Origin of the sequence: Microvirga arsenatis (genome assembly GCF_009910705.1) — a bacterium.
Lineage (GTDB): Bacteria > Pseudomonadota > Alphaproteobacteria > Rhizobiales > Beijerinckiaceae > Microvirga > Microvirga arsenatis.
Genome location: NZ_JAAAXJ010000003.1, coordinates 401205 through 426559, shown reverse-complemented (window position 1 = coordinate 426559; position 25355 = coordinate 401205). Strand labels below are relative to the sequence as shown.

The 25355-nt window shown below is 67.9% G+C and carries 19 protein-coding genes; 7 read left to right on the top strand and 12 right to left on the bottom strand.

Features of this window, described 5'->3' with window-relative positions; genetic code table 11:
* Positions 1-57 precede the first annotated feature (57 nt).
* Positions 58-1152: a recombinase RecA gene (gene recA / locus GR303_RS08100; RefSeq protein ID WP_161722445.1), complete on the bottom strand. Its 1095-nt coding sequence runs from the start codon at positions 1150-1152 to the stop codon at positions 58-60.
* Positions 1153-1323: 171 nt separating this feature from the next.
* A complete protein-coding gene (gene cckA, locus GR303_RS08095; protein ID WP_161722446.1) occupies positions 1324-3855 on the bottom strand; it encodes a cell cycle histidine kinase CckA in 2532 nt (843 codons plus the stop codon).
* 385 nt (positions 3856-4240) lie between these two features.
* On the opposite strand from cckA, the gene GR303_RS08090 reads away from it, so the two are divergent.
* Positions 4241-5518 carry a hypothetical protein gene (locus tag GR303_RS08090; protein WP_161722447.1) on the top strand — a complete coding sequence of 426 codons (1278 nt, stop codon included), beginning with the start codon at positions 4241-4243 and terminating at the stop codon, positions 5516-5518.
* Positions 5519-5599: 81 nt separating this feature from the next.
* On the opposite strand, the gene dksA is transcribed toward GR303_RS08090, so the two are convergent.
* The 4 genes from dksA to GR303_RS08070 all read right to left on the bottom strand — a co-directional run bounded on the left by dksA (position 5600) and on the right by GR303_RS08070 (position 9772).
* Positions 5600-6019, bottom strand: a complete 420-nt coding sequence (gene dksA, locus GR303_RS08085) for an RNA polymerase-binding protein DksA (RefSeq protein ID WP_161722448.1) — start codon at positions 6017-6019, stop codon at positions 5600-5602.
* A gap of 181 nt (positions 6020-6200) precedes the next feature.
* Positions 6201-7187 (bottom strand): YcjF family protein, encoded by a 987-nt coding sequence (locus GR303_RS08080; protein ID WP_161722449.1) that lies wholly within the window; start codon positions 7185-7187, stop codon positions 6201-6203.
* A complete protein-coding gene (locus GR303_RS08075; RefSeq protein ID WP_161722450.1) occupies positions 7184-8632 on the bottom strand; it encodes a YcjX family protein in 1449 nt (482 codons plus the stop codon). The genes GR303_RS08080 and GR303_RS08075 overlap by 4 nt, the downstream gene beginning before the upstream one ends.
* A gap of 69 nt (positions 8633-8701) precedes the next feature.
* Positions 8702-9772: a hypothetical protein gene (locus GR303_RS08070; protein ID WP_161722451.1), complete on the bottom strand. Its 1071-nt coding sequence runs from the start codon at positions 9770-9772 to the stop codon at positions 8702-8704.
* Positions 9773-9921: 149 nt separating this feature from the next.
* On the opposite strand from GR303_RS08070, the gene GR303_RS08065 reads away from it, so the two are divergent.
* Positions 9922-10443 (top strand): GNAT family N-acetyltransferase, encoded by a 522-nt coding sequence (locus tag GR303_RS08065; protein ID WP_161722452.1) that lies wholly within the window; start codon positions 9922-9924, stop codon positions 10441-10443.
* Here GR303_RS08065 and GR303_RS08060 read toward each other — a convergent pair.
* On the bottom strand, positions 10440-10964 hold the full coding sequence (locus tag GR303_RS08060; RefSeq protein ID WP_161722453.1) for a SixA phosphatase family protein: 525 nt from the start codon (positions 10962-10964) through the stop codon (positions 10440-10442). The two genes, GR303_RS08065 and GR303_RS08060, sit on opposite strands and share 4 nt — an antisense overlap.
* The gene (locus GR303_RS08055; RefSeq protein ID WP_161722454.1) at positions 10964-11812 is read right to left on the bottom strand and encodes an AAA family ATPase; all 849 of its coding nucleotides are present in this window, start codon (positions 11810-11812) and stop codon (positions 10964-10966) included. The genes GR303_RS08060 and GR303_RS08055 overlap by 1 nt, the downstream gene beginning before the upstream one ends.
* A 101-nt stretch (positions 11813-11913) precedes the next feature.
* Here GR303_RS08055 and GR303_RS08050 point away from each other — a divergent pair, with 101 nt between their 5' ends.
* From GR303_RS08050 to GR303_RS08035, 4 genes are all read left to right on the top strand, one after another.
* Complete coding sequence (locus GR303_RS08050; protein WP_161722455.1) at positions 11914-13200, top strand: cystathionine gamma-synthase family protein; 1287 nt, start codon at positions 11914-11916, stop codon at positions 13198-13200.
* Positions 13201-13433: 233 nt separating this feature from the next.
* Positions 13434-15224 (top strand): cation:proton antiporter domain-containing protein, encoded by a 1791-nt coding sequence (locus GR303_RS08045; RefSeq protein WP_161722456.1) that lies wholly within the window; start codon positions 13434-13436, stop codon positions 15222-15224.
* A 63-nt stretch (positions 15225-15287) separates the two neighbouring features.
* Positions 15288-16463: a vWA domain-containing protein gene (locus tag GR303_RS08040; protein ID WP_161722457.1), complete on the top strand. Its 1176-nt coding sequence runs from the start codon at positions 15288-15290 to the stop codon at positions 16461-16463.
* Positions 16464-16485: 22 nt separating this feature from the next.
* Positions 16486-17055 (top strand): hypothetical protein, encoded by a 570-nt coding sequence (locus tag GR303_RS08035; RefSeq protein WP_161722458.1) that lies wholly within the window; start codon positions 16486-16488, stop codon positions 17053-17055.
* Positions 17056-17216: 161 nt separating this feature from the next.
* On the opposite strand, the gene GR303_RS08030 is transcribed toward GR303_RS08035, so the two are convergent.
* Complete coding sequence (locus GR303_RS08030) at positions 17217-17642, bottom strand: universal stress protein (RefSeq protein WP_161722459.1); 426 nt, start codon at positions 17640-17642, stop codon at positions 17217-17219.
* 15 nt (positions 17643-17657) lie between these two features.
* Positions 17658-17978 carry a 2Fe-2S iron-sulfur cluster-binding protein gene (locus tag GR303_RS08025; protein WP_161722460.1) on the bottom strand — a complete coding sequence of 107 codons (321 nt, stop codon included), beginning with the start codon at positions 17976-17978 and terminating at the stop codon, positions 17658-17660.
* Positions 17979-18296: 318 nt separating this feature from the next.
* On the opposite strand from GR303_RS08025, the gene GR303_RS08020 reads away from it, so the two are divergent.
* Entirely contained in the window at positions 18297-23045 is a 4749-nt protein-coding gene (locus GR303_RS08020; RefSeq protein WP_161722461.1) for an apolipoprotein A1/A4/E family protein, read from the top strand.
* Positions 23046-23342: 297 nt separating this feature from the next.
* Here the strand turns inward: GR303_RS08020 and GR303_RS08015 are convergent, their stop codons facing one another.
* Both GR303_RS08015 and GR303_RS08010 read right to left on the bottom strand, forming a co-directional pair.
* A complete protein-coding gene (locus GR303_RS08015) occupies positions 23343-24002 on the bottom strand; it encodes an ABC-type transport auxiliary lipoprotein family protein (RefSeq protein ID WP_343231987.1) in 660 nt (219 codons plus the stop codon).
* A gap of 24 nt (positions 24003-24026) precedes the next feature.
* Positions 24027-25355: an MCE family protein gene (locus tag GR303_RS08010; RefSeq protein WP_161722463.1), complete on the bottom strand. Its 1329-nt coding sequence runs from the start codon at positions 25353-25355 to the stop codon at positions 24027-24029.

Below are 25355 nucleotides of genomic sequence, written 5' to 3'. Positions count from 1 at the left end.
AAACTTCTTTGTGCATGGCCCTTCGGATCACCGGATCCGACTTGTCCGGGCCATGCGTTATTCAGCGGAACCTTCGTCCAGATCGTCGGCGGTCGGGGTCGCCTGATCCAGGATGCGGTCGGCCAGGAGGCCGGCATTCTGGCGGATCTGCCCCTCGATCTTGGCGGAGATCTCCGGGTTGTCGCGCAGGAACTGCTTGGCGTTCTCGCGGCCCTGACCGAGGCGCTGGCTGTCATAGGAGAACCAGGCGCCGGACTTCTCGACGATGCCGGCCTTGACGCCGAGATCGATGAGCTCGCCCACCTTGGACACGCCCTCGCCGAACATGATGTCGAACTCGACCTGCTTGAAGGGCGGAGCGACCTTGTTCTTGACCACCTTCACGCGCACCGAGTTGCCGATCGGATCGTCGCGATCCTTGAGCGTCGAGACGCGGCGGATGTCGAGGCGCACGGAGGCGTAGAACTTGAGCGCGTTGCCGCCCGTGGTCGTCTCGGGGGAGCCGTACATCACGCCGATCTTCATGCGGATCTGGTTGATGAAGATCACCATCGTGTTCGAGCGCGAGATCGAACCGGTGAGCTTGCGCAGGGCTTGGCTCATGAGACGGGCCTGGAGGCCCGGCTGGACCTCGCCCATCTCGCCGTCGAGCTCGGCCTTCGGGGTCAGCGCCGCCACCGAGTCGATGACGAGCACGTCGACCGCGCCGGAGCGGACCAGGGTGTCGGCGATCTCGAGGGCCTGCTCGCCGGTGTCGGGCTGGGAGATCAGGAGATCGTCCAGGTTGACGCCGAGCTTGCGGGCATAGACCGGATCGAGGGCGTGCTCCGCGTCCACGAAGGCGCAGACGCCGCCCTTCTTCTGGGCCTCCGCGATGGTGTGCAGCGCGAGCGTGGTCTTGCCGGACGATTCCGGCCCGTAGATCTCGATGATGCGGCCGCGGGGCAGACCGCCCACGCCGAGCGCGATGTCGAGGCCGAGCGAACCTGTCGAGATGGTTTCGATCTCGACCGGCTGCTGCCCCTTGCCGAGCCGCATGATTGAGCCCTTGCCGAAGGCACGCTCGATCTGCGAGAGCGCCGCGTCGAGAGCTTTCGATTTGTCTTTATCCATTGATGAGCTTTCCACCAGTCGCAGGGAGGACTGTGACATGACCTAACATCCTTATGGCAGGAGGAAGAGTGAATCTCAACGCGGTGTTGAGAGAATATATGTACTCACTTTGTTCCCCCTTACAAGTTCTTTTTTCGTTCTCTTTCAGGAATTCACAGATCCTGTGCAGGGCACGATGACGCAGGGTTAATGATAAGTTAATTCAATGGGTTAGCGAGCCATCGCCTGCTTCACCGTCTCGACGAGCTGGCGCAGGCTGAAGGGCTTGGGCAGGAAGTTGAACTCCTCCCCTTCGGGAAGGTTCTTGCGGAAGGCCTCCTCGGCATAGCCGGAGACGAAGATCACCTTGAGGTCGGGGTAGAGCTTGCGCAATTCGCCGAGCAGCGTCGGGCCGTCCATCTCCGGCATGACCACGTCGGAGACCACGAGATCGACCGGCTCGCCGCGCTCCCGGATGATGTCCAGGGCCTCCACGCCGGAGGCCGCCTCCAGCACCGTGTAGCCGCGGGCGGAGAGGGCCCGGGCGTTCACGGCGCGCACCGGATCCTCGTCCTCCACCAGCAGGATGGTGCCCTGCCCCGTCATGTCGGCGGCGGGCTTCTTCGCCGTCTCGGGCTTTGCCTCCTCGGGCGTCTCCTGCACCGCCGGAATGTGCCGCGGCAGGTAGATGCGGAAGGTCGTGCCCTCGCCGGGCCTGGAATCCACGTCGATATAGCCGCCCGACTGCTTGACGATGCCGAAGACGGTGGAGAGGCCCAGACCCGTGCCCTTGCCCACCTCCTTGGTGGTGAAGAACGGCTCGAAGATCTTTTCGAGCACGTCCGGGGTCATGCCGGAGCCCGTGTCGGAGACCTCGACCATGACGTAGTCGGCCGCCGGCATGCCGCTCACGGCGAGGCGCCCCGCCTCGGCGGCGGACACGTTGGCGGTGCGGATGGAGAGCCTGCCGCCGTTCGGCATGGCGTCGCGCGCGTTCACCGCGAGGTTCACCACCACCTGCTCGAACTGGTTCACGTCCGCCTTCACGAACCAGAGGTCGCGGCCGTGGTTGAGGTCCAGCGCCACGCGCTCGCCGAGGAGGCGCTTGAGCAGCATCGACAGGTCGTAGAGCTGGTCGTTGAGGTTGAGCACCTCCGGCCGCAGGGTCTGGCGGCGCGAGAAGGCGAGCAGCTGGCGCACGAGGCCCGCGGCCCGGTTCGCGTTCTGCTTGATCTGCATGATGTCCTGGAAGGACGGGTCCGTGGGCCGGTGATTGGCGAGCAGCAGGTCGCTGTAGCCGATGATGGCCTGCAGCACGTTGTTGAAGTCGTGCGCCACGCCGCCGGCGAGCTGGCCCACCGCATTCATCTTCTGGGATTGGGCGAGCTGCTCTTCGACTTTGCGGAAATCGGTGGTGTCGAGGGCGTAGAGGATCGCCGTCTCCCCGTCCGCGCCCGTATCGCCCACGGGCGTCACCCAGACCCGAACGGAGCCGCCGCTCTCGCCCCTCGTCTGCAGCTCGAGGGGCGGAATGTCCCCCTTGTTCTCGGCCGCAGCCTTGAGGGCCGCCTCGAGGGAATCGCGTTCCCGGAAGACCTCCAGGATCGATGGGCCGTCGGCTCCGTGCTCTCCTGTGCGCGGCAGGGAGCCGAACAGCTTGGAGAAGGGCGCGTTGGCATGCACGATCCGGCCTGCGCGGTCAACGGTGGCGATGGCGATGGGCGTGTTGTTGAAGAAGCGGGCGAAGCGCACCTCGGCCGCCCGCTGCCCCTCGTCCACCTCGCCGCCTGCGGAGCGGTTGAGCACCAGGGTGCGCGATGCGCCCATGCGCCCATCCTGCCCGAAGGCGATGCGGTGGTAGAGCCGCACCGGCAGGAACTGGCCGTTGCGGCGGCGCAGGTCGAGATCGAAGGTTTCCGTGCGCACGCTGCCCGGCTCGCCCGAGAACGAGGTCATCATCGACACCACGTCGCGGGGCACGATGTCGGACAGCGCCAGACCGCCGGACCCGACCTGGGCGAGGTCGTAGTCGAGCCAGGAGGCGAGCGTGGCGTTCAGGTAGATGATGGAGCCGTCGGGATCGACGGACAGGAATCCCGCCGGCGCGTGATCGAGGTAGTCGATGGCGTGCTGCAGCTCCTGGAAGACGTTTTCCTGACGCTCGCGTTCGTGGGTGACCTCCGCAATGGTCCACAGCGCGGCCTGCCGCCCGCCGGGACGCGGCACGGGGCGCACGCGCACGCGGTACCAGCCGAATTCCTGGGTGCCGCTCAGCGACGGAGACAGGCGGATCTCCTCGGCGCCCGTGCGATGCTCGCGGGCGGCCTGGGCGAGACGATAGATCGCCTCCGACACCTCGGGCGCGCCCATGAAGAGGCGCTCGACGGGACGCACATCGCCGCCCTCCCCGCCTGCGAGGGCGAGATAGGCCTCGTTGGCATAGATGATGCGCCCATCGTCCTCCACAACCACCAGCCCCTCGCCGGACGTGTCGGCCATCAGCTTGGTGATATCGTTGCGGGCGGTCTGGCCGGAGAACTGGACCACGCCGATCGCCATGGCAAAGAGGAAGAACACGCCCGCCATGGCGAAGAAGGCGAGCAGGCCGAGGATCAGCGGCTGGGCCTGCTGCAGGCCGAGGAAACGCAGGCTCAAGGTCGCGCCGACCAGCAGAGCGGCGAGGAGCAGAACCCATCCGATATGGCCGTGACGGTCGGAACGGTCGATGGCCGAACCCTTTGGCGTGTCGCCCTCATAAGCCATGGAGCATCAACATCCTCAACGGGCGGGCGTGCCTCCCGGCACCGGACGCAGGATTGCAGCCGCCGCTTGATCTTCGCCGGTCAGGATACACGGCAATTCTTGACTGACCTCTAAGGCTCCAACCTGCGTGAGCGCAAGGGCCGGAACGGCGCCGCACGCCTCGTGCGGAGCGTGGGCGTCATAGGAAATCCTTATTTTGCTTGATGAAACGCAAGTCCGACCCATCTTGGACGGATCGCCGGGATCCGTTCCCGACCGCAGACCTGCATGCGCGGGCCGGAGGCTGTTAACCATCTGTTAACCTTGCCGCTGGCTTTGGCAGTCAATGTGGTACAACCAACACAGAAGTGGCCTGCGAAGGCCGGCTAACACTTGAGAGTACAACGTGTCATCTCTTTTTGGTCTCGAAGCATCACGAGCAGTCCAATTCGCGATTGCGTTTGCGATCATCCTGATCCTGCTCGTGCTGTTCGGTGTCGTCTTCCGCAAGCTGACAGGCGCCCGCCTCATGATGCCGGGCAGCGATCGCGGCCGCAGCCGCCAGCCCCGGCTCGGCATCGTCGACGTGTATGATCTCGACCGCCAGCGCCAACTCCTCCTGCTGCGCCGGGACAACGTCGAGCATCTGCTCCTCATCGGCGGCCCGAACGACGTGGTGATCGAGACCAACATCGTTCGCGTGGCAGGCGCGCGCATTCCCGCTCCGTCCGTCGATCCGGGTCCCGAGCGCCTCGAGCCGCCGGTCGATCAGGCTCCCCGCGCTCCCCAGGTCGAGCCGAACGGACGTCCTTCCATCGAGAGCCAGCTCGCCGCCCAGCTCGGCGCCTTCGTGCGCCGCCCCTCGGAGGAATCCGACATCGACGAGGAGCTTTCTCCGATCGCGACCGCGAGCGCGCCGGCATCGGCTCACCGCGAGCCTGTGCTGAAGCCTGATGCCGTCGCCGCATCGGCTCCCCCGGCGATCCAGGGATTGCGCGCCGAGGCCAGGACGCCTCCTGCGCCGAGCGCTCCCCCCATCCCCGCGCTTCCGGAGGAGCGTCCGGAGCCCCGTCCGCATTTCACGCCCCCACCGTTCCAATCCAGGCCGACCCCCGTGCCCCCGGCACCCCCCGAGCCCGTTCGCCCGCCCCAGCCGGCCCCGGTCGAGCGTCCCGCCGCCTCCGAGCGGTCGGGTCCCGACGCGGCCCTTCTCTCCGACATGGCCAAGCAGCTCGAGGAGGCGCTCAAGCGCCCGGCGAGCCCCGTGACTCCGCCTTCGGTAGCGCCTGTGGCCCCTCCCGCACCGCCTGCGGCGCCTGCCATCCATGAGCCTGCCGTCTACGACGACGTCAGGGACGAGGAGGAAGACCGCCTCGATCCCGTCGCCCCGGAGGAGCCAGCAGACGGCTACGAGGAGCGGCAGAAGGACGACGCCTTTGCCGAGGAGGAGCCGGAAGCCACGGCTCCGGTTCAGCCGGCTCCGGCAGTCGAACTGGTGCGGCCCGCAACACCGCCTGCCCCCCCGCCTCCTCCCCGGCCGCCGGTTGCGGCGCCCCTGCCGCCCCAGGCCAAGGAGCCGCCTCCGGCTTCCCAGAAGCCGGCGGATCCCTTCTCGGTCGAGGACATCGAGGCGGAATTCGCCCGCCTGCTCGGCCGCCCGCTCGATCCCAGCAAGAAGGGGTGACGGGCTCGCCGCCACGAACCGGTCGTGCAAACGAAAAGGGCTCCGCAAGCGGAGCCCTTTTCCATTTCGGAATGCCGGTCCTCAATCGTCCCGGTAGACCCTCTCGTTCCGCTCGTGGCGCTCCTGCGCCTCGAGGGACAGGGTTGCAATCGGGCGGGCCTCGAGCCGCTTGAGAGAGATCGGATCGCCCGTCTCCTCGCAATAGCCGTAGGAGCCGTCCTCGATCCGCGCCAGGGCCGCATCGATCTTGGCGATCAGCTTGCGCTGACGGTCCCGGGCACGAAGCTCGATGGCGCGATCCGTCTCGGAGGAGGCGCGATCCGCAAGATCAGGATGGTTCTCGTTCTCGCTCTGCAAGGTCGCGAGGGTTTCCTGAGCCTCCTTGAGGATATCGTTCTTCCAACGGATCAGCTTGCGCCTGAAGTACTCCCTTTGCCGTTCATTCATGAAAGGTTCGTCTTCTGACGGACGGTAGCCTTCATCGATCACGCTATCAGTCATGTTCAGCCGTTCTTCCCCGATGAGCTGTGGCGCCCCTATATAGGCAAGCAGGGGCCACGACAACGAGATTAAGTGTCATCGCTTTGTCTAAGAGGCAGGGCGCAAACCCTGCCGGGCTTGGAAAGACAGCCGCAAGGCCCAAGCTGCACGATATGTCGCACCCGTCGGGACGGGCTCGGCCTCAGGAGGCGGCGGCCTCCGCCCGGCTGATGAGTTCGCCGGCCACATCCCCGATCTTGGGCGCCTCCTCGCGGATGAAGGGGAGTGGCCGGCAGACGGAGAGGGCCGCCAAGCCGAACCGGGCCGTCATGAGGCCGTTCAGCACCCCCTCCCCGAGCTTGGCGGAGATCCGCGCCGCGAGGCCCAGCCCCAGCACCTGCTGCATGAGGCTGTCGCCGACGGCCACGCCTCCCGTGACGGCCAGATGGTTGAAGGCGGCCTTGGCGAGCCGCAGGAAACCGAGCAGGCCCGGCCGCCCGCCATAGATCCGCGCCAGGGTGCGCAGGAGGCGGACCGCCGCGAAGATCACGAAGGCCACATCGACGATGGCTCGCGGGCTCACCGCCGTCACGAGGGAAACCTGCTGCGCCGCTCCCGCGATCGCCCGCTTTGCCTGGGCGTCGAGGGGCGCGAGGAGCTCCCGCTCCGCGATGGCGAGGCGGTCGTCAGCATCGATGATCTCGTCGGTGAGGGCCTTGAGCCGCGCGCTCCCCTGCGTGGCGGCGGAGCGACCGCCATAGAGGCCGATGAGATCGGCGACGATGCCCTTGGCCGCCTTGTGATCCTTCACGGCGAGCGCATCCACCGCCGCCTCGCGCAGGCTCTCGATCTTCTGCTCGCGCCAGATGCCGGAGATCTCGCGCCCGACGAGCGCCAGGAAGGCCAGCAGGGCCAGAGCCGCGAGGGCGAGCGCCAGCCAGCCCAGCCCGGGGGCGATGGCATAGAGGTCCACGATCAGGGTCTCGACCGCCAGGCCCAACCCAAGCAGGAGGAGGCCGGACAGCGCCGAGAGCAGGATGCCGAGCCAGGGCGCCCGCCGCTTCTCGCCCATGGGCACCACGATGCCGTCCGCGGCCTCGATGGCATCGAAGGGCTCCTCCGTGACCTGCACGGCGCCGGCGGAGATGTTCGGATCGTCCAGGCGATAGGCGCGCGGTTGGCGGCTCATGCGAAACGGTCCCCCAGCAGGAATTCAAGGGCGCGGTCGAGGCGGATGTGGGGCATCTTGGCCATGCGGCCCGCCGCATCCACCGGCAGCTTCGGAGGGCGGAAGCGCGGGAAGCGCAGGGAGCCCGGCGGCACCGCGCCCTGGAACACGGCCTCCGCCGTCTCCGGAAGCTCTCCGGGAAAGATTGCCGCCTCGGCCTCCCCGTCGAAGACCTCCTCGCCGACCCGCTCGCCCGCCTCCGGAATGCCGGCCACGGCGCGCAGGGTCTCGCGCCCCTCGCGGATGGTCGTCTCGCGGGTCGCGCGGACGGAGGCCAGCGCCACCGTGCCGACCCGCGCCCCCGCGGCCTCGGTCCGCCGCGAGGCGCGGTTCACGAGCAGGCGCAGGATCGCATCGAGCCGGTCGTGATCGGTGTGGTGGATGTGGTCGGCCTTCGTCGCGGCAAAGAGAACCCGGTCGGCGCGGGGCGAAAACAGCCGGGAGAGGAGCGTGTTGCGCCCGATGCGGAAGGCCATCAGCACCTGATCCAGCGCCTCCTCGAGTTCGGCCAGCGCCGCAGGTCCCGCATCGATGGCGGCGAGCACGTCCACCAGCACGATCTGCCGGTCGATGCGCTGGAAGTGATCGCGGAAGAAGGGGCGGACCACATGGGTCTTGTAGGCCTCGAAGCGCCGTTCCATGAGGGCTGCGAAGCTCCCCGGCGCGATGGCCTGGCCCTGCGCCAGGTCGAGCGGCGCGAAGGTGAGAGCGGGCGAGCCGGCGAGATCGCCCGGCATGAGGAAGCGGCCCGGGGGCGTCGTCGCCACCGCCTCGGCCCCCGCGCGCAGGCCCGTCAGGTACTCCTTGAAGGCTTCGCTTGCCTTCGATGCGAGCACCTCGTCGGAAGGGCCTGAGGGATCGAGGGTTTTCAGAGCCTCGTGCCAGGGTCCCGCAACGGGCGCGCGGTCGCGCCTGCGGCTCGCTTGAACCGTCTGGCGGGACCACTCGGCATAGCCTGCATCGAGAAGCGCCAGGTCGAGCAGCCATTCGCCGGGATAATCCACGATGTCGAGGGCGAGCGAGGCGGGGCCCGTGCGCCAGCCGGTCTTGCGCTCGTATTCGATGTCGACCCGCAGCTCGCTGATCCGGTTCGTGGATTGCGGCCAGCGGCGGCCCTCGGTGAGAGCCGCCATGTGCTCCTCGAAGGGAAAGCGCGGCACGGCGTCGTCAGGCTGATGCGCCAGGTGCGCGCGCCTGATCCGGCCCTCGGCCGAAGCCCGGAAGGCCGGCAGGCTCGTGCCGCGGGTCAGATGATGGACGAGAGCGGTGGTGAAGACGGTCTTGCCCGAGCGGGCGAGCCCGGTGACGCCGAGGCGGAGGGAGGGCTGGATCAGCTGGCCGGAGGCCTCCCAGAGCGATTGCGCCGCGGAGCCGGCGCGGGAGGCGAGATCGGTGATGACGGACACGAAGATGAACCTACTGCTCTCAAGCCAAGCTTACAGGTGGGGCTTGAAGTCCTAACGCGCAAGGCGCGTCTAACGCTCCGGAGCCCGAGACCCGCCTGCAGGGAGCTCGGCCTTCTGCGCACCCGGTTGTGCGCTTCCCTTCACCCTCGCGACCGCCCGCTCGATAGCGCCCTCCACAAGGTCGGGGCTCGCCCGCAGGGCTCCGAGCTCGAAGGCCGACATGGCGAGCATCACGTGAGCAAGGTTGGGCAGGGGCGTGCCGTCCTCCGCAAAGAGCTTCAGGTCGTCGGAAGGCCCCAGGCCCAGGCCCTCGACCATGCGGCTCGCATAATTGCGGTGGCGCTGCTCCTCGGAGGGGCAGGCCATGGCACTATGGACCTTCGGTGCGGGCTTTGGTGCCACCGATGCGGTCGCGTTGGGCTCCGCAGGCTTGCGGCGGGCAGCGACAGGAGGCTCCGGCGGCTTGGCGGGCTTCGGCCTCTCGCCCATGCCGGCGGCGATGCTCGGCACCCGGTATTGCGGCGTCTTCGGCGCCATCGGGATCACCATGGAGACGCGCCCGGGCCTGCCGCCGGGGCCCGCTTTCGCGGTGTAGCGCACCGCCCCTCCCCGCCTGCGCGAGGCGAGGTACTGAGCGCGCACCGTGCCGCCGATCCCCCTGACCGCCAGAACCGCAAGGCCGCCGATTCCGGTCGCCACGTTGCACTCGGCCGGCGCCCAGCGGCGCACGATGTCGAGGGCGGATTTGCGGTTGAATTCCAGATAGTAGCGCCGCAGCAGGGCGGCGGCGGCATCCGCTCCGTGCTCGGCGGAGACGAAGCCCACATGGCCCTCGCTGTCCGTGGCGATCTCCCCGTTCCAGCGGGCGCTCTTGATGCACCAGTAGTTGTTGAGCTTCACGCAGCGGCTCACGAAGGGCCGCTCGGCCCGGAACAGGGCGGCCATGGCCACAACGGGCTTCGGCTCCAGGGCATCGACGGCCTCCGAGCGCCAGTTGGTGACCTCGCGCGTGCCGGGTTCGTAGCGCACCGCCCCGGCCTGCGGCTCGGGCTGCAAGGCACCCCCGCCTCCGGGATCAAACTCGCCCGGCAGGAGCGCGCGAGCCGCAAGGACGAGCGCATAAAAGGTCTGAGGCAGCATGATGAGGATCAGCCCCGCTTCGGCCAGGAACAATCAGGAAGGTTTCAGGCCAAACGATGGTGGGGCGGATAGGTTCATCCTCAAGCCCCTCCCTTGACCGCGAGGATCGTGCATTCCACGAATACGCCTCTCACTGGCAGCGGACCTCCATGACCTCAGACATCCTGATCCGTCCTCTCGAACCAGCGGACGCTGAAGCGTTCCGCGCCCTGAGGCTCGAAGGGCTCACCGTCGCGCCAGAGGCCTTCGGCGCGAGCTACGAGGAGGATGTCTCGGTACCGCTCGAGACGATCCGGGCGCGCCTGTCCGCAAGCCCGAATGCGGTCTTTGGGGCCTTTGCCGATCACGCTCTCGTCGGCATGGCGGGCTTTGCGGTCTACGACCGGATGAAGGCCCGTCACAAGGGTCTTCTGTGGGGTGTCTACGTGAAGGCGGAATGGCGCGGGCGCCACATCGCCAAAAGGCTCGTCCAACAGGTGATCGATCATGCCTGCCAGCATGTGATCATGCTGGAAGCGGCCGTGGGACTCACGAACGATGGAGCCCGGCGCACCTATCACGGGCTCGGATTCAAGCCTTACGGGATCCAGCGCAAGGCCCTTCGGGTCGGCGACACGTTCTACGACGAGGAACTGCTGTATCTCGATCTGGCAGGGTCAGGAGGGGCCTAGTCGTCCTCGCCGCTGCCGAGCGACTTCGGCGTCACGAAGCGGTCGAGCCGGCCGGATTTGTGCGCGACATCGGCCCAGCGTTCCAGGGCAAAGTCGATCACTGCGAGACCCGCCGTGGGAAATTTCTGGCCGAGCCGGAGGATGCCGTCCATGTCGCCTTCGCCGATGAGTAGCTTGGCGAGATCCTCGAAGCCGGGATTGTGCCCGATGACCAGCAGGGTGCGGATTCCCGGCTCAACCTCCCGCACCACCTCCACGAGGCGGCTGACGGGCGCCTCGTAGATCCGCCCGTCCGGCCGCATCTCGATCTCGCCGAGATAGGGCTGCACCCGCTCCCAGGTTTCCTGGGTGCGCCGCGCCGAGGAGACGATGGCGAGATCGGGCTCGAGCCGCTCCTTCTTCAGGTAGCCGCCCATGAGGAGCGCCGCCGCCTGCCCGCGCTGGGCGAGGGGCCGGTCGACGTCGAGAATGCCCGCGGGCCAGGCGGCCTTGGCGTGACGGAGGAGCAGGAGGCGCAGCATCAGCGCCCCTCCCGCCGGGCGATGAAGGCCAGCTTCTCGAACAGGCTCACATCCTGCTCGTTCTTCAGGAGGGCGCCATGGAGCGGCGGGATGAGCTTGCGGGTGTCGCGCTCGCGCAGCTGCTCGGGGCCGATATCCTCCGAGAGCAGGAGCTTGAGCCAGTCGAGCAGCTCGGAGGTCGAGGGCTTCTTCCTGAGGCCTGGGACCTCGCGCACCTCGAAGAAGATTTTGAGGGCCTCCTCGACCAGCCGGTGCTTGATGCCCGGGTAATGCACCTCGACGATCCGGGCCATGGTCTCGGGGTCCGGGAACTTGATGTAGTGGAAGAAGCAGCGGCGCAGGAACGCGTCCGGGAGCTCCTTCTCGTTGTTGGAGGTGATGACGACGATGGGGCGCTGGGCCGCTTTGACCGTTTCGCCCGTCTCGTAGACGAAGAACTCCATCCGGTCGAGCTCGAGCAGGAGGTCGTTCGGGAACTCGATGTCGGCCTTGTCGATCTCGTCGATCAGCAGCACCGGGCGGACGTCAGAGGCGAAGGCCTCCCACAGCTTGCCGCGCTTGATGTAGTTGCGGATGTCCGACACCCGCGGGTCGCCGAGCTGGCTGTCGCGAAGGCGCGAGACCGCATCGTACTCGTAGAGCCCCTGCTGGGCCTTGGTGGTGGACTTGATGTGCCAGGTGATCAGCGGGGCGCCCAGGCTCCGGGCGATCTCCTCCGCCAGGACCGACTTGCCCGTGCCGGGCTCGCCCTTCACCAGGAGCGGCCGCTCCAGCGTGATCGCGGCATTGACGGCAACCGTGAGGTCCTCCGTGGCCACATACGATTCGGTTCCGGCAAAACGCGCCATTCCACTCTTCCTCGCTTTATCAGACCCTAAGTCCTGCCCCCGCCTTTCGGCAATCGCCTTCATAGGCTAAGCCCATGACAAACAAATGGGAGACATGACCTATGGCATACAACCGCTACCACAAGGACCGCATCGGCAATCATAAGCTGAAGCCCGAGACCCTGATGCTGGGCTACGGCTACGATCCGACCCTGTCGGAAGGCGCGGTGAAGCCCCCGGTCTTCCTGACCTCCACCTTCGTGTTCAACAGCGCCGAGCACGGCAAGGAGTTCTTCGACTACGTGGCGGGGCGGCGCGAGCCGCCTCAGGGCGAGGCGGCGGGCCTGGTCTATTCCCGCTTCAACCACCCGAATTCCGAGATCGTCGAGGACCGGCTCGCCATCTTCGAGGAGGCTGAGGCCGGCCTCCTCTTCTCGTCCGGCATGTCGGCCATCGCCACCACGATCCTGGCCTTCGCCCGGCCCGGCGACGTGATCCTGCACTCGCAGCCCCTTTATGGCGGCACGGAGACCCTGATCGCCAAGACCCTGGCCAACATGAACATCGGCGCCGTGGGCTTCGGCGACGGGGTCGACGGGGCGGGCATCCGGGCTGCGGCCAAGGAAGCCATGGCCAAGGGCCGCGTCTCGGTCATCAAGATCGAGACGCCCTCCAATCCCCTCAACACCCTTGTCGATGTCGCCCTCATCCGCACCGTGGCGGACGAGATCGGCGCAGCCCAGGGGCACCGCCCGGTCATCGTCTGCGACAACACCCTGCTCGGCCCGGTCTTCCAGAAGCCGCTGCAGCACGGCGCCGACATCTCGGTCTATTCGCTGACGAAATACGTGGGCGGCCATTCGGACCTGATCGCCGGCGCGGCGCTGGGCTCCAAGGAGCTGATGAAGACGGTGCGCCTGCTGCGCTCCTCCATCGGCACGCAGCTCGATCCGCATTCCTGCTGGATGCTGGGCCGCTCGCTGGAGACCCTGGCGCTTCGCATGAACGCGGCAAACCGCAATGCGGAGATCGTGGCGGCATTCCTGCACGAGCACCCGAGCGTGGCCAAGGTCCATCACCTTGCCTACCTGCCGGAGGATTCCCGCGCCCGTCAGGTCTACGAGGCCCAGTGCGACGCGCCTGGCTCCACCTTCTCCTTCGACGTGAAGGGGGGAGAGGCGGAGGCCTTCAAGGTGCTCAACGCGCTGCAGGTGTTCAAGCTGGCGGTGAGCCTGGGCGGCACCGAGTCGCTGATCTCGCACCCGGCCTCCACCACCCATTCCGGCGTGCCGAAGGAAACCCGCGACCGCCTCGGCGTCACCGACGCCACGATCCGCGTCTCCATCGGCATCGAGCATCCGGACGACCTGGTGGCCGATCTGGCGCAGGCGCTGGCGACGCTGGGGTAAAATACGGCGTCATCCCGGGGCTGCGAAGCAGAACCCGGGATCGCGAGACGAGGTCAGCACCTTATTCTGCACACGATCCCGGATCGCCTTGCGGCGTCCGGGATGACGCGCATGTGGGTCACTGCATGGGCGCTCATGCGCTCATGTCGCGGCCTCCATCCGCCTCATGCGGCATTAACCCCTTGCGCATCCCTTACCGCTAGAACGACAATAGCCTCGACCGGAAGGAAGCAATGGCCGCTGCGATAGACCTGCACGCCTATCAGGAACCCATTCTTTTTCTGGCAACGGCAGGCATCGTCGTTCCCCTCTTTCACAGGCTTAAGGTAAGCCCGGTGCTGGGGTTCCTGGCAGCCGGCGCGTTGCTGGGACCCTATGGGCTCGGCCGGCTGATCCCGTCCTATCCCTGGATCGACTGGCTGACCTTCACCAATCCCGAGGGCACCTCGCGCCTGGCCGAGTTCGGCGTGGTGTTCCTCCTGTTCACCATCGGCATCGAGCTGTCCTGGCAGCGCCTGCGCCTCCTGCGCCGCATGGTCTTCGGATTTGGGTCCCTCCAGGTCCTGCTCTGCACCCTGGCCCTGAGCCTCTTCGCCTTCAAGGTCGTCGACACGGTCACGGCCGCCGTCGTGATCGGCATCGCCTTCGCCCTCTCCTCCACGGCCATCGTCCTGCCCGTGCTGGCCGAGCAGAAGCGCCTCAACACCACGCCCGGGCGCGCCAGCTTCTCGGCCCTGCTCTTCCAGGATCTGGCCGTCGCCCCGATCCTGCTCACCATCGCGGTGCTGGACACGCGCCAGCCGGAGGTGACCGCGCTCACCATGGCGACGGCGCTCCTCCAGGCAGGACTCGCGCTGGCCGTCATCGTCGTGCTGGGGCGGATCGTCCTGCGGCCGTTCTTCCAGATGGTCTCGGTCACCAAGAGCCCTGAGCTTTTCATGGCCGCCTGCCTGCTCGTGGTGATGGTCACGAGCCTGGTCGCCGCCGTGAGCGGCCTGTCCATGGCGCTCGGGGCCTTCATCGCCGGCATTCTCCTGTCGGAGACCGAGTACCGCCGCGCCGTCGACACCACGATCCAGCCTTTCAAGGGCCTGCTGCTCGGCGTCTTCTTCGTCTCCGTGGGCATGAGCCTGGACGCGTCCCGCTTCCTCGAGGCTCCCCTCACCATCCTGGCGGTGGCGACCTTCGTCGTCGCCCTCAAGAGCGTCATCATCTACTGGCTGAGCCGCCCCTTCGGGCTCAATGCGGCGGAAGCCGCCGAGACGGGCCTGCTGCTCGGTCCCGGCGGCGAGTTCGCCCTCGTCATCCTCGGCAGCGCCATGGCGGCAGGGCTCGTCCCCCTCGAGCCGGGGCAGAACCTCCTGCTGGTGACCACCCTCACCATGGTGGCGATTCCCTTCTTCGCGCGCCTCGGCCGCCGCCTCAGCCGCCGGATGGAGAAGAAGCGCTCCCTCGATTGGGCCGCTGCTGCTCCCCCGCCCCCGGAGGAGCCCGGGCGCGTCATCGTTGCGGGCTACGGCCGGGTCGGGCAGCTCGTGGGCGACATGCTCCAGCGCCACAAAGTGCCCCATCTTGCCATCGACATGGATCCGGTCAGGGTCGCCGAGCAGCGGAAGGCCGGAAAGCCCGTCTATTTCGGCGACGGCTCCCACCCGGAGTTCCTGCGCGCCTGCGGCATCGAGCAGGCCCGGGCCCTCGTCATCACCCTGGATACCCCGAGCGCCATCGGGGCGGTCGTGGCCGCCGCCCGGCAGGAGCGGCCCGACATCACCATCGTGTCCCGCGCCCGCGACGACAAGCATGCGGCCCAGCTCTACGATCTGGGGGTGGACGATGCCGTGCCGGAGACCATCGAGGCCTCGCTGCAGCTCAGCGAGGCGGTTCTGGCGGATATCGGGGTGCCCATGGGCCTCGTCATCGCCTCCATCCACGAGCGGCGGGACGAGTTCCGCGCGGTCCTGAGAAGGAACCCCCGCAAGCCCGACCGTAGCGAGTTCCGGGCCCGGCGCACCGTCGGGAAGTGAGGGTCTGAACCGGGCGGCCCGATTGAGTCTTGACCTTCGTCCCCGTTGCCGGAGACTGGCGCGATGTTCCTCACCTTCTTCACAGAGCTGCGCGCGGCCAAGGTGCCCGTCTCGCTGAGGGAATACCTGTCCCTGCTGGAGGCGCTCGACCGGGATCTCGCCGACAAGAGCGTGGAGGAGTTCTACTACCTCTCCCGCACCTGTCTGGTGAAGGACGAGCGGCATTTCGACAAGTTCGACCGGGTCTTCTCACAGGTGTTCAAGGGTCTCGAGAGCATGGGCCAAGCCCTTGAGAAGACCGGCATCCCGGAGGAATGGCTGCGCAAGCTCGCCGAGCGCTACCTCACGGAGGAGGAGAAGCGCCAGATCGAAGCCATGGGCTGGGACAAGCTCTGGGAGAACCTGAAGAAGCGGCTGGAGGAGCAGAAGGGCCGCCACCAGGGCGGCAACAAGTGGATCGGCACGGCCGGAACCTCGCCCTATGGGGCCTACGGCTACAACCCGGAAGGCGTGCGCATCGGCCAGGAGGGCAACCGCAACTTCCGCGCCGTGAAGGTCTGGGACAAGCGCGAGTTCAAGGATTTCGACGACAGCGTGGAGCTCGGCGTCCGCAACATGCGCATCGCCCTGAGACGCCTGCGCCGATTCGCCCGCACCGGTGCGCCGGAGGAGCTCGACCTGGACGAGACGATCCACGAGACCGCCCACAAGGGCTATCTCGACGTGCGCCTGCGGCCCGAGCGCCGCAACGCCGTGAAGGTGCTGCTCTTCCTGGATGTGGGCGGGTCCATGGACTGGCACATCGAGATCGCGGAAGAGCTGTTCTCGGCGGCGCGGCTGGAGTTCAAGCACTTCGAGCACTTCTACTTCCACAACTGCGTCTACGAGCACCTCTGGAAGGAGAACCGCCGGCGCTTCGACGAGAAGATCCCCACCCTCGACGTGATCCGCACCTACCCGTCCGACTACCGCGTGGTCTTCGTGGGCGACGCCTCCATGAGCCCCTACGAGATCACCCATCCCGGCGGCTCGGTGGAGCACTGGAACGAGGAGGCCGGCGGGGTCTGGCTGCGGCGCGTTCTCGATCATTTTCCCCGGGCGGTCTGGCTCAACCCGGTGCCGAAGCCGCACTGGGGCTACACCCAATCCATCACCCTGATCCGCCAGCTCTTCGGCGAGCGCATGTACCCGCTCAATCTCGAAGGCATAGACCACGCGATGCGCGAGCTGGTACGCTGAGACGATCCAGGCAAGAGATCCGATGACCGCAACCTACACCCACAGCCCCAAGCCTTTCGGCGGGCCGATCTCCTTTACCCTCGAGGGCGACAGGCTCACGGTGGATTCCGGCCGCAAGGTCCACGAGGTCCGGCTCGGCGCGGTGGACACCGTGCGCATGACCTACGAGCCAGGACGCCTGGCCAAGGGGGCGTTCCGCACCAAGGTGGTCATGAAGGACGGCAAGTCCTTCACCTTCGGCTCCCTCGACTGGCGGAGCCTCGTGGAGGCGCAGGAGCTGACGCGGGAATACCGCACCTTCGCCCAGGCCCTGTGCCGGGCGATCGTGCGCGCCAACCCGGAGGCGAAGTTCGTGGCCGGCAAGCCCCTCTGGCTGTGGGCGCCTTCTTCTGCCCTGGCCGTCGCCTCCCTGCTCGCCATGCTCTACCTGATCTGGCAGGCCTTCAGCATGGGCGCGAGGGACGTGGCGCTGCTCGGCGGCCTGCTCGCCTTCATCGGCGTGTGGCAGATCGCGCCGATGCTGCGCCTCAACAAGCCCCGCCCGTTCCGCTCCGAGGCGTTGCCGGAGGAACTGCTGCCGAAGGCGGGGTGAATTCGTCCCGTCATCCCGGGCCCGCAGCGGAGCCCGGGAACCATAGCCACGACGCTTCAAGCAAGGGCGATCAGCGTCGCGCGCTTTTCTACGACGTTGGCGGGTATGGATTTCGGGCTCGGCTCTGACGAGCCGCCCCGGAATGACAACGAGGGAAAAGTTCAAGCCCTCACCACCAGCACCGAGCACCGGGCATGGCGCACGATGGTGGCGGCATTGGAGCCGAGCAGGTAGGTGGCCATGGTCGGGCGGTGCGAGCCGACCACGATGAGGTCGGCGCCGGTCTTCTCGGCCTCGTCCAGAACCTCGGCATAGACCGAGCCGAGGCGCACCACCGCCGAAACCCGCTCGGAGGGCATCCCGACCCCGGCGGCGACCTCGGCGAGCTTCGTCTCGGCCTCGCCCTGCTGCTCCGCGTCGAAGGCCGGCGGCATGAACTCCATATAGGTGACGGGCACGATGGCGCGCACATAGATCAGGCGCAGGCTGCCGCCCGAGTGGCCCGCAAGCTCCACCGCCTTGTCGATGGCGGGCCTGGCCGCCTCCACCTCGCCGAGATCGACGGGAACGAGAATCGTCTTGAACATGGGCGCTCCTCCGCCTCAGCCCTGGCGCGTGGGGGTGTGGACGACGAGGCCGTCGAGTTCGGGCCGGACGCGGATCTGGCAGGAAAGGCGCGAGGTGGGGCGCACGTCGAAGGCGAAATCGAGCATGTCCTCCTCCATCGGCTGGGGCTGGCCGGTGGCGGTCTCCCACTCCTCGGCGACATAGACATGGCAGGTGGCGCAGGAGCAGGCTCCGCCGCATTCCGCCTCGATGCCGGGAATCCCGTTGCGGATGGCCGTCTCCATCACGGTTGCGCCCTCCTCCGCCTCGACGGTGCGGGCAGTTCCCTCGGAATCGATGAACGTGATCTGGATCATTGCGGACCTCTGCTAGCTGGCGCATACTTATGACAGACGGCGCCGGAAGACGAGAGATACGCGCACGACCTGCCGTTTTTTCGCCGCAATTCCCCCGGCAGAGCAGGTTACTAAGCCGTTAACGACGTTCACAAGTGGCAGGGGACATCGGGTTTCCTTGTTTCAGATCGGCCGCTAGACTTGCTTGGTAAATGACAGATTACCGTGCGGAGGCGCCTTGAATGGTTAATCCGTGCCGGTTGAGGTCATGCATTCACCTTGCTTTTCGTGGATGGAATGCGGCTTCAACCATCATCAGTTGCGTCACGAGGGCGGATCATGGCGACCGAGAACAAGAAGATGAAGGACCCGGCTGAGGCGGCCCTTTCGGCTGTCGAGCAGGCTCTCAACCTTGACGAGACATTCGTGATCCACACGCCCGGGCGCCCGGGCGACAAGGCCTTCGAGGAGCCGAGGCTTCCCGATATCGACGACCATGATTTCACCCGGGGCCCCTTCGGTCTCGGCTCCGATTCCCTCTCCGGCCAGGCAGACGACCGCGACCCGCGCCTGAACGACATGGCCCGCTCCGGCTTCGTCGCCCCCGACCGGAGCGCGGTTGCCAACGACGACCGCCAGAATGTCGGCGTCATGCTGCAGGCGCTGCAGGTCCGCCCCTCGCGCCGCGCCTACTGGATTGCCGCCCTCGCCTCCCTGCTCTGGCTCGGCGGCATCGGAGCCCTCGTCTACACGCAGGGCATCACCACGCCCGAGCAGTTGCTGTCCACCTTCTCGACCTCGCAGCTGGCGCTCGCGGCCGTGGGGCTCCTCGCGCCGATCTTCCTGTTCTTCATCGCGGCCATGCTCACCGTGCGCTCGCAGGAGATGAAGATGGTGGCCCGCGCCGTCGGCGAGGTCGCCGCCCGCCTGGCCCAGCCGGAGAACTTCTCCACCGACGCGGTGCTCTCCGTGTCGCAGGCCGTGCGCCGCGAGGTCGCAGCGGTGGGTGACGGCGTCGAGCGGGCGCTCGCCCGCGCCGGCGAGCTGGAGACGCTCGTGCGCAGCGAAATCTCCACCCTCGAGCGCGCCTATTCCGACAACGAGATCCGCATCCGCTCGCTGATCGACGAGCTCGTGGCGCAGCGCGAGGCCATCGTCTCGAACGCCGAGCGCGTGCGCGGCTCGATCACCGGCGTGCATCAGAGCCTGATCCAGGATCTCGACGGCGCCAGCGAGCGCGTCGTCGCCGCCGTCAGCGGCGCAGGAGACAAGGTCACCGCATCGCTCGAAAAGCAGGGCGACCACATCACCCAGGCCCTCGGCCGCGCCGGCGAGCGCGTCGTCGAGGAGATGGCGAGCCGCGGCGTCGAGCTGGTGGAGCGCCTCGCGGGCTCCAGCGACGAGATCAAGAACGGCATCTCGGAGGTGGGCGTGACCATCACGACCGCCCTCGAGAGCAAGGCCCAGGACATCACCGGCGCCTTCGAGCGTACAGGCGACCTCCTCACCCGCCACCTTCAGGAAGGCGCGAGCCAGGTCACGCGCACCCTCGCCGAGACCGGCCGCGGCGTCATCGACGCCCTCGCCCAGCAGGGCAACGACGTGCGCGAGGCCTTCGAGCAGACCGCCCGCACCCTGGAGGACAGCTTCACCCAGCGCGGGGCCGAGATCACCGAGAAGCTCGCCGCCACCGGCGGCGTGATCGCCGACGACATCTCGGCCCGCACCGCCGAGATGCGCGACCAGATCGCGGCGGCCGGCGCCTCGGTGAGCGAGGAGATCGTGGCCCGCGGCACCCAGCTGCGCGAGCAGCTCTCCGAGACCGGCGCCTCCCTGGTTCAAGCCCTCACCACCAGCAGCGGCACCGTGCGCGAGGAGTTCGCGGTTACCGTCAGCTCCGTCATCGAGGAGCTCGCAGCCCGCGGCATGGCCCTGCGCGAGCAGCTTGCCAGCACGGGCACCGGCGTCGTTGACGAGATCGTGCTGCGCGGCAGCGAGGTGCGCGAGCACCTGAAAAGCGCCGTGCGCCTTGCCGACGAATCCATCGGCACCCGCGTCGAGGATCTTGCGAGCCGCCTGGAGACTGCCAGCCAGCGCGTCAGCGAAACCGTCACCGTCCAGGGGCAGGCCCTCGAGACCAGCCTCACCCAGGCCGGCGAGCGCCTCTCCACCCTCATGGGCTCTCAGGTCGAGGATTTCCGCGCCGCCTTCGACACCCGCGGCCAGGAATTTTCGGACGCTCTCGCCCGTCACACCGACGAGGCGCAGACCCGTCTCGCCGCAACCGCGAGGGACATCGTTCTCGCCATTGCCAGCCAGGGCTCGCGCGTCAACGACGCCCTCAACCGCACGGCTGAGACCCTGTCCACCACCGTGGACAGCCGCACCCGCGAGATGGAGGAGACCCTCGGCGCCCGCCTCGCGGCCCTGGAGGACGTCACCACCCGCGGCAGCGAAGTGGCCGAGCGCATCTCCCGCGACGTCGGCAGCCTGACGGAGACGATCACCGGCCGCCTCGAAGAGATGGACCGCCTCATCACCGTGCAGGGCCGCACCGTGGCCGAGTCCTTCTCCGAGCGGGCCCGCGACGCGACCACCGCCATCGCGACGCAGCTTGCGGCTCTCGAGGAGCATGCCACCCGTCGCACCTCAGAGATCACCGCCAGCTTCGACGCCATCGTCGAGCGGGTCGACAGCGTTCTCGGCGCCCGCTCCACGGCCCTCAACGAGGCCCTCGTGGTGCGCACGGGCGAGATGGCCCGCGTCATGGCCGAAGGCGGCCGCGACGTGGCCACGGCCCTTCAGGCCCGCGTGGACGAGATCAGCCAGGCGATCACGGCCAAGACCAACGCCATCGCCGACACCCTCGCCTCCAAGGCGGAGCAGATCGGGCAGTCGCTGGACGGCCGCATCGCATCGATCAACGAGGTTCTCAGCAGCCGGGCCGATGAGGTCGCGGAGACCCTCGGCACCCGCGCCTTCGAGATCAACCAGACCTTGGGAAGCCGCGCGGAGGAGATCGCCGCGACGCTCGGCAGCCGCACCGACGAGCTTGCCGCCGCCCTCAACCAGAGCGTGACCATGCTGGAGGATCGCGTCGTCAACCGTCTCTCCGGCGTCGCGGAGACCATCGACGAGCGCGGCCAGGCCGTTCTCGGTTCGCTCACCAGCCGCATCGGCGAGATCCGCTCGATCCTCGACACGCAAGGGGCTTCGCTCGTCGAGAGCCTCGGCAGCCGCGGCGAGGTCATCGGCCAGCAGGTTGCCGCCATCAGCGAGACGACCCTGCGCAACCTCGAAGAGCGCACCAATGGGGTCGTTGAGGCCCTTCAGGACCGCAGCAGCACCCTCCTCTCGTCGCTCCAGGAGCGCACGATGGAGCTGACCGCCTCCTATCTGCAATCGACGCAGGCCGTGCGCAGCGCCCTCGACGAGGGTACCCAGCAGACGGTGGAAGCCCTCACCGGCGCCAACGAGCGCCTGCGGGACGAACTCACCGAGGTGCTCGGCCGCCTGACCGATGCCAACCGCATGCTCCAGCAGGTGGCGGCCTCCGCCAGCAGCAATCTCGGCGCCGTCGAGGATGGCCTGGCCGGACGCGTCCACCACATCGAGTCGCTGCTCTCCGAGATCGCCACGCAGACGGGCCGCGCCTCCGATCAGGTGGCCGATCAGGTCGATGCCCTGCGCCACGTCTCGTCCGGCGCAATCCAGCAGGCGCTGGAGCTGGCCCGCACCCTCGAGGAGCGCGGCCGTGCGCTCACCGACACCACGGGCGAGCAGATGCGCACCCTCACGGAGGCTGCGGCCGCCCTGGAGCGCGTCGAGGCCCGCATGAACGAGGCTCTTTCCAGCCGCCAGCAGGCCCTGGACGAGCTCCTGAACCGGATCAGCGAGCGCTCGCAGGATCTGGAATCGGTCACCCGCTCCTTCACCACCCTGCTGGAGCGCTCCCTCCAGGAGGCCGAGGCCAAGGCGAGCCAGATCGGCTCCGTCCTGGCCGCTGCGGCGGAGTCCACCACGAGCGCCATCGGCGAGCAGTTCGAGCGCATCCGCGCCACGACCGGCGCCGAGAGCGAGCGCACGGCGGAGGCCCTGCGCGCCAGCTACGAGCAGGCAACCGCCGAGATGGCCAGCGCCCTGAGCGGCGCGACCGCGAAGTTCCGCGAGGCCATGGGCGAGCTGCGCGGCATGACGGGTCAGATCCAGCGCGAGCTGGAGGCCACCCGCGCCGAGCTGCGCCGCGGCGTCGTGGAGCTGCCGCAGGAGACCCAGGAAACGACCGCCAACATGCGCCGGGTCGTCGCCGACCAGATCAAGGCCCTCAACGAATTGTCGGCCCTGGTCTCCCGCTCGACCCGCCTCGTCGACGCGGTTCCTGCCGCCCAGCCGCGCAAGGCTGCCATGAACGAGACGCCGGTTGCCGCGACCATGGCGGCCGTGGCCGCCGCAGTCGAGCAGCGGATCGCCCAGACCACGCCGCCCGCCCCTGCCCCCGCCCCGGTGGCCCGCCAGGCCGAGCCGAAGCCGGCTGCAGCCCCGACCCCCGCTCCCGCCCCGGCTCCTGCGCCCGTGCGCCAGGCGCCGCCTGCGGCCGAGCGTCCGGCACCGCGCCGCGAGGAGGCTCCTTCCCGCCAGGGCGGGCCGCGCGGCGGCTGGCTGTCGGATCTCCTGAACCGGGCTTCCCGTGACGAGCCGGCTGAGGCTGTCCGGAGCCCCGGCCGCCCGGATCGCAGCCGCACCAACAGCCTCGAGTCCCTGGATTCGATCTCGGTCGACATCGCGCGGATGATCGATCACGACGCGGCCGTGGAGCTGTGGGACCGCTATCGCCGCGGCGAGAGCAACGTCTTCACCCGCCGGCTCTACACGTTGCAGGGGCAGCAGACCTTCGACGAGATCCGCCGCAAGTACCGCAGCGACGACGAGTTCCGGCAGACCGTGGACCGTTACGTGGAGGAGTTCGAGCGCCTGCTCTCGGAAGTCGCCCGCGACGACCGCGACTCCATGCTGACGAAGACCTATCTCACCTCGGAGACCGGCAAGGTCTACACCATGCTGGCCCACGCCAGCGGCCGGTTCGACTGAGCTCGATCAAGTTCTAGCTGAACAAGAAAAACGCGGCCCGGAGGCCGCGTTTTTCGTTGGCCGGAGCACCTTGCAAGAGGTGTCGTTCCCGGCCGGAGGGAAAGGGAATCATGCCACAGGGCGTGATCGTGGATTCCCTTCCCTCGCCTGCGGCTTGACCTGAGGATGACATTCGTCACGGCATGGGCGGGCTTGTCCCGGCCGTCCCAATGACAGGGGCGCTGCGTCGTCCTAAAGCGAGATCACCGGCACAAGGCCGGTGTGACGAACGGAATGGTCTATGCTGAGCTGAGTGCCCTAAGCCGGCGCCTTCGCCTCGTCTGCCGCAGCAGTGCCCGGATCGTCGCGGCGCGGCAGATGGCTGCTGCTCACCCAGCGCACGATGTCGAGCATGACCACGGAGAGCGCCTCGTCGAGAGCGCGGGCGGCATTCGCGGCATCGACGGCGCTCGCAGGAACGCTGGTGCGGAAGATCCGCCCATTGACGATACGGCCGTCGCGGTCGCTGACGATCTTCACCGAGATCTCGGCGACGGCCTCGTTGCCGGGCGTCGCGATCTCGAAGCGGCGCAGCTCGGAAATCAGCTGGACATCGGCCACCGCACCGCTGCTCGGGCGGGAGACGCCCCGGATCTGGGAGGCGTTCTCGAAGGTGTTGATCAGGCGGGTCTGGATCAGGCGGGGCAGGTTGTCGGCCCACTGCCCTCCTCCGATATAGGAGACGGAGCCGCTGGCGTCCTTCACCAGGATCTGCTGGGTCGAGAGCGGCTGAAGCGCCGCCGGCTCGTTCACCAGCACCTGGACCCCCGCGGCACCCCGGATCCGGGCGCTCGGGGCCGAAAGGTCGAAGGTCGCGGGCGCGGGTCCCGACGAGCAGGCCCCGGCCAGGGCAGCCAGAAATGCAACCGGCGCAAGGCGCCGGAGCAGGCAGGCTCGATCGGTCAGGGGAGACGGCACGAAGGATCCACGCATACAGGTTACTTAGCGGCGTCCACTATACTCGGGGAGATTCGAACGGCCACCGAAAAGAAACTGCTGTGGATTACGTTCGATGCTGCGCACCGCGCGGCTGATGTCGCCCAGCGTCCGGCGCCCCTCGACGGCCAAGGCCTCGTATTCCCGCAGGCCCGATTCCGTGAACCGGTTGATCCCGCCCAGGACGCCTTCCGTGCGCTGGTTCAGGTCGTTGGCGAGCTCCCGCACCGCTACCGCGGCCGCCCGGATCTCGTCGAAGGCGCCCTTGCCGGACTCGCCGGAGGCCGAGCCGAGGAACTTCTCGGCCCCAGCCAGGACGCTGTCGATGCGGTCGGCCGACTTGTTGAGCTTCTCGGTGATCGAGCGGGCCTCCTGGATCGCCTTGTCCACGTCGGGGCTGCGGCGGCTCAGGGTCTGGGCGAAGGTGTCGACGCTGTCGACGGTGCGGCTGACCTTGGCCGGATCGACGGCCTTGGCGAGTTCCGCGATCTCGGCCACGGCGGTGTCGAGCTTCGGCGCGGTTTCGTTCAGGCGGTCGATGAGGCTCGCCGCGTCCTTCAGGGCCTCGCTCACGACCTGGCCATTCTCGCCCAAGGCCTGGGCGAAGCTGTCCACGTTCTCGACGATGCGGGCGACCCGCTGGCGGTCGACCGCGCGCACCACCTCGTCCACGTTGGTGGCCAGCGTTTCAAGCTTTTCGGCCAGGGGGCCGACCTTCTCCGCCGCCTGCCCCACCTGGGCCAGGAAGCGGTCGATTCCTTCCGCATTCTCGCCGAGCGCCTGCGAGAAGCGCTCCACGTTCTGAACCGTGCGGCTGATGGAAGCCTCGTTGTCGGACACCACGCGGCCAACCCGCTCCAGCACGTCGTCGGCCCGGCGGGCGATGTTGCGGGCCGTCTCGATGAGATCCTGGAAGTCGGAACGGTCGGCGAAGATCGTGGGCATGGGCTGGCCCGGCCCGGCAACCAGGGGAGGCGCTCCCGGTTCCCCGCCCGACAGGCCCACATTCGCGACGCCGGTCAGGCCCTGGTATTCCAGGCGAGCCCGGGTGTCGGCCCGGATCGGCGTGGTGCCGTTGACCGAAGCGATGGCCACCACCCGGCGCGGATCCTCGGGGAGGAGGTCGAGGCTCGACACCTCGCCGACCCGCAGGCCGTTGAAGGACACGCTCGAGCCCTGGGACAGGCCCGCGACCGATCCGGAAAAGACGATGCGGATGTTCTGCCGGGCCTGCCCCCGCTCGCCGCCCGAGAACCAGTAGACGAAGCCGAAAGCCGCCGCGATCACCGCCAGGGTGAAGAGCCCGATCAAGGCGTAGTTTGCACGCGTTTCCAT